We start from the raw sequence: 4,127 nt of genomic DNA, 5'->3' as shown, positions 1-4,127 counted from the left end.
GGAAGTCAGCTCTTCGATAATTGTGGGGTTAAATAAAGATCAGCACCCTGACAGGTTCAGGGAAGTTGCTACAGAGCTTAGTGACATAGAATTACTTCTAGACTTTTTTGACTGATAAGGAGAAAACGTATGCCTAAGATTACTATAAATGGAGCAGAAAAAGACTACGAAAAGGGCACTACCTTTGAAGAAATTGCTAAGGAATATCAGAAGTACTATGACGACAGGATCGCTGCGGTAACCTTTAATGGCAAGATCCGCGAGCTTATGAAGACAGTGAAAAAGGACGGCGTTTTGTCTTTTATCACCTTCAAGGATAATATCGGCTTTAAGACTATGAGACGAACAGGCCTCATGATCCTCATCAAATCTGTGATCGATGTGACTGGAGGCAGCAAAAATGGCGTTTCACTAAAGGCTGAGTTTACTATTGGTAACGGCCTTTACTGCACCATAAGAGGCATCAATGTCACCAAGGAACTGGTAAAAAAGATATCTGACAGATATGCAGAGATCCTTGATGCGGCGCTTCCAATCACCAAGAAGGTTTATCCCATTGATGAGGCTATTGAGATTTTCAGGAAGCAGGGCATGGATGATAAGGTAAGGCTTCTTAAATACAGAAGAAGTTCTGAGATCAATGTCTACAAGCTTGACGGCTTCTATGATTATTTTTACGGATACATGCTTCCTAACACTTCCTACATAGAGAAGTTCAAGGTACAGAAGTATCACGACGGAATTTTGCTGACTCTTCCAACAAGGCAGAACACCAAAAAGCTCATTGTATCTGAGCCGAGGGAAAAACTCTTTAAGACCATGATGCTCTCTAGTGACTGGGGCAGCATGATGGGAGTTGAAAATGTAGGTGATCTTAATAACATGATCTGTTCAGGAAGGATCGGAGATATGATCCTGGTGCAGGAAGCTCTTCAGGAGCGCAGGATTGGGGAGATCGCCATGGATATCTTTAAGCGCCTTGATGTTAAGTTTGTAATGATCGCCGGACCAAGTTCATCTGGTAAGACCAGCTTTGCCAACAGACTTTCAATACAGCTTAGATCAAACGGCCTTAATCCTCATCCAATAAGCCTTGATAATTATTTTGTAAACAGAGAGGACACTCCTTTAAATGAAGACGGCAGCTACAACTTTGAGTGCCTTGAGGCCCTTGATGTTGAGCAGTTCAACCAGGATATGTCAAGGCTCCTTAAGGGCGAGAGAGTTGAGATGCCTGAGTTTAACTTCATTTCAGGCAAGAGAGAAATGAACGGCGACTTTTTGCAGCTTGGCAAAAACGACGTTTTAGTAATTGAAGGAATCCACGGCCTTAACGAGAAGATGAGTTACGCACTTCCCGCTGAGTCTAAGTACAAGATATATATAAGCTGCCTTACAACCTTAAGTATTGACGATCACAACAGGATCGCCACAACTGACGGGCGTCTCCTTAGGAGAATTGTAAGAGATGCCAGGACCCGTGGCGCTTCTGCCAAGAAGACCATTAGCATGTGGCCTTCTGTAAGAGCAGGAGAAGAGGCTAACATCTTCCCATTCCAGGAAGAAGCCGACGCCATGTTCAACTCAGCCCAGATCTATGAACTGGCAGTTATCAAGCAGTATGCTGAGCCGTTGCTGTTTTCGATTGAGAAGGATGAACCAGAGTACTACGAGGCTAAGCGGCTCCTTAAGTTCCTTGACTACTTCGTAAGTGTAGATAATTCAATGCTTCCAAGAAACTCTATTTGCAGAGAGTTTGTGGGCGGCAGCTGTTTCAAAGTGTAATAAAAAGACGGCTTTTGTGACAGGGGGAACGGTTCGGTTTCCTGACACGGGGACGGTTCTTTTGTCAGGTTTTATTCAGATAAAACCTGACAAAAGAACCGTCCCCGTGTCAGGAAACCGAACCGTCCACTCTGTCACGAAAGCCGTCCCCTTGGCTTCCTAGCGGAAGCGTCTCTGTCACGAAAGCCTTCCATTATTTTATCGTTCTATTTCATCTGTGCTAAGGAATACCCCTTCCCCCTCATCAGATCCGCCAAGAAGGAGACCAAGGTATCGTCCCTTGTAATCAAAGAGTCCGCCACCTGACATTCCCTCATTAACATCAAGATAGCAGTAGATCACATCCTGGTTAAAATCTTCAGAAAAGGTCTCTGGGCTTGCCACAAGTCCTGCGCTTGCAGTGTTGTAATCTGGGATAACCATGAAAATGTTTGCACCGGACTCTGGGAGCGTTTTAGCGGGTTTTAACTCTTCGATATCAATCTTTTTTGTATCATCCACTTTTACTGTCAAAAGGCAGTAGTCTTTTTCAGTGTTATTTGTAAAGACCTGCGCACTGGCATGATCTCCATTCCAGAAATATACAGTGATATCTTCTTTATCATCTATCACGTGGGATGCTGTTATCACAGTGATAGTCTTTTTTCCAATCTTCCAGATATTTCCGCTGCCAGAAAGCCTTCCACTGTCTATGGTGACCGAGGTCTTAAGTGCGTGGTTAAAGGCACTGTCAAAATCGCTACCTCCCGAGCCTGTACATCCAACACATGTTATAAGAAGTGAAAGAGTAATGATAGAAGCTATGATGATTTTATAGGAAATAAACTTACTTGACATAATTATTGTATTCTTCAAAAAGCGCTTCAAGATATTCAGGATCAGAAGTCGCTCTTAAAACATCTGCCTGTCTGTTATTGTCAAAAAGCCATGAATACAGTTCATTAACACTGGTTATACCTTGAGAAATACCCTGAGAAATACCCTGAGATATACCCTTATCATATGCTTCGTCAGCAAATACCTGTAGCTGTTCTTCTGCAGTACATTCAAGTGAACACATATCAATGGCCTCCTTCCTGTTAGCTACGAAGAAATCCCGAAGGACATCTTCCTTTATACACTCATCAATGGCTGTAGTAACTGCCAGTTCGATGATCACTTTCTTATTCTTGTCGTACTCTTCTTTTGAGTGTTCAAGCTTCGCTTTGTGAGTATATTTTCTCACCTTTGAAACGAAAATGGAATACTCTTTTAGTGTTTTACAGGACTGCATAAGCTCCTGATTTCTACCTTCGTTGATATTTAGCGCAGTTACAACCAGTTCAAGTTCAGGCTTATCTGTTTTCTTCATGAACATATCAGATAATCGATATTCTTTTTTATCTGGGAGAGGCGCGTTGCCATTGTAGAACACAAAGAACCTTGGCGCTGGAATTTGAAGAAGTTCGCTTTTGTAGGTATCTTTTAGATGGACCATTTTCTTATAGGAACTTGCGATGTAAAAGAGATCTCTAAGAGGAATGTTTGGACATGGTGTTGAATTGTGTTCATATAGATTGATCTCGTAGTCTATAAGGAATGACACATCATTCTTCATGTTTAGGAATACCATTCCCTTTAGCGTTTTGATCGTCAGGGCATCTGGATCAGTGTAGTTTGTCTTGTTGATGGCGTTGTAAAGCTCAAGCAGGTTGGCTTTGTCACTGAAAAGACGCCTAAAGACAGTATCTTTGTAATTCTTGTTTTGAATTTGCATAAAAAACTCCTTTAATAAATCTTGGAATTACTTGCTCCGAGAGGAGCAGAATCTGGACAAGAAATCCAGCAAAAGCGAATATATCATTCTGCAATTTTGTTGTAAATAGGGGTGACGCAATCTTAAGAATTTCTGCTGCTAATCTTAAGAAAGCCTTAAGAAGTTTACGAAATTTCAAATGATTACAAATTCAGTTATGTATAAAATTGGTTATAAGAAAAAACAGTACAACAATCGTTGAATATCCAATTGAAATCATTAAATGATTAAGCTATATTTTAGGATAGAGTTTATAGAAAGTTTATACGATTATTCGTTTGCGATTCATGCGAAATACGAACCAAAATTAAATTTGACAAGTATGCGGAGGAGAAAGACAATGCTTGACAGACAGACAGACAGACAGACAGGGGAACTGACTGGGTATCCATCAATTGATAAGCCCTGGCTTAAGTACTACAGTGAAGAAGCTATAAATGCAAAGCTTCCTGAGTGTACGATTTTTGAGTACATGTATGAGAACAACAAAAACTATCCAAAGGATATCGCCATAAACTACATGGGGCGGAAGATTACATATGGCGAG

The 4,127-nt window shown here is 41.1% G+C and carries 4 protein-coding genes; 2 read left to right on the top strand and 2 right to left on the bottom strand.

What is annotated here, in order from left to right:
• Positions 1-129 precede the first annotated feature (129 nt).
• Positions 130-1,785 carry a nucleoside kinase gene (locus J6I68_RS06945; RefSeq protein ID WP_292218855.1) on the top strand — a complete coding sequence of 552 codons (1,656 nt, stop codon included), beginning with the start codon at positions 130-132 and terminating at the stop codon, positions 1,783-1,785.
• A 198-nt stretch (positions 1,786-1,983) separates the two neighbouring features.
• Here J6I68_RS06945 and J6I68_RS06940 read toward each other — a convergent pair whose 3' ends face one another.
• Both J6I68_RS06940 and J6I68_RS06935 read right to left on the bottom strand, forming a co-directional pair.
• Complete coding sequence (locus J6I68_RS06940) at positions 1,984-2,622, bottom strand: S1 family peptidase (RefSeq protein ID WP_292218852.1); 639 nt, start codon at positions 2,620-2,622, stop codon at positions 1,984-1,986.
• A complete protein-coding gene (locus J6I68_RS06935) occupies positions 2,612-3,541 on the bottom strand; it encodes a hypothetical protein (RefSeq protein ID WP_292218850.1) in 930 nt (309 codons plus the stop codon). Before J6I68_RS06935 ends, J6I68_RS06940 begins: the two co-directional genes overlap by 11 nt.
• A gap of 379 nt (positions 3,542-3,920) precedes the next feature.
• Between J6I68_RS06935 and J6I68_RS06930 the strand changes: the two genes are divergently transcribed.
• Positions 3,921-4,127 (top strand): hypothetical protein (locus tag J6I68_RS06930; protein WP_292218847.1); only part of this gene is annotated, 207 nt, incomplete at its 3' end.

The sequence above is a fragment of the Butyrivibrio sp. genome, assembly GCF_017940685.1.
Lineage (GTDB): Bacteria > Bacillota > Clostridia > Lachnospirales > Lachnospiraceae > Butyrivibrio.
The sequence above is the reverse complement of the archived record's forward strand: the minus strand, read 5'-3'. Positions and strand labels throughout refer to the sequence as shown.